The organism is Acidisphaera rubrifaciens HS-AP3, assembly GCF_000964365.1.
Lineage (GTDB): Bacteria > Pseudomonadota > Alphaproteobacteria > Acetobacterales > Acetobacteraceae > Acidisphaera > Acidisphaera rubrifaciens.
This window is the reverse complement of the sequence record NZ_BANB01001051.1, coordinates 1-848: the sequence shown is the minus strand read 5'-3', so window position 1 is coordinate 848 and position 848 is coordinate 1. Positions and strand designations below refer to the sequence as shown.

The following is an 848-nucleotide window of genomic DNA, read 5'->3' as shown; positions in this document are numbered from 1 at the left end:
GTTCGCCGCCGTCCGCGACGCGGCGGGGCGCGTGGACGTGCTGTTCAACAATGCCGGCGGCGGCCTCGCCTCCACCAATTTCGGCGACCTGGACTACGCCGCCTGGCGCGAGGTGGTGGAGGTCAACCTCAACGGCATGTTCCTGTGCGCCCGCGCCGCCTTTCGCCTGATGCGCGACCAGACGCCGCGCGGCGGGCGGATCATCAACAACGGCTCGATCTCCGCCCACGCGCCGCGCCCTGGCTCCGCGCCGTACACGGCGACCAAGCACGCGGTCACCGGCCTGACGAAGTCGATCGCCCTCGACGGGCGGGCGTTCGACATCGCCTGCTGCCAGATCGACATCGGCAACGCGGCGACGCCGATGACGGCGCGCATGGCGACCGGCGTGCCGCAGGCGGACGGCAGCGTGGCGGTGGAACCGACCATGGACGCCGGCCATGTCGGCCGCTCGATCCTGTTCATGGCGGACATGCCGCTCGATGCGAACGTGCAATTCATGACCGTGATGGCGACCAAGATGCCGTTCATCGGGCGCGGCTAGGCCATTTCGCAGGATGAAACATCATGCCGGCACGCGGCCTGTGGACAGTTTTGTCCACAGGCTGTTGCCGGCACACTTCATGTCCGGGCGCTAAGCGACTCGAAAGACTCGCGACTCGTCGCATGAATGATGCGGCCCCGGCATTTGCCGCCGCCGCGCCGGCGGCGCCTCACGTGGTTTTGTTCACTAAACAACCCACAACCATAACGTGAATTGGTTAAAAAACTTTGGCTAATTGCAACCTGTGGTGGTCTCCGGCGCTTTTGGCCGCCCCGGGATCGGCTACAAACGGGCTCCGCCACGC

General features: G+C 66.3%; 1 protein-coding gene. It reads left to right on the top strand.

Going from position 1 to position 848, the window contains the following annotated elements; all coding sequences use genetic code 11:
• Positions 1–544, top strand: a 544-nt coding sequence (locus B8460_RS19990; RefSeq protein WP_048863385.1) for an SDR family oxidoreductase, incomplete at its 5' end; no start/stop codon positions are given.
• Positions 545–848 lie beyond the last annotated feature (304 nt).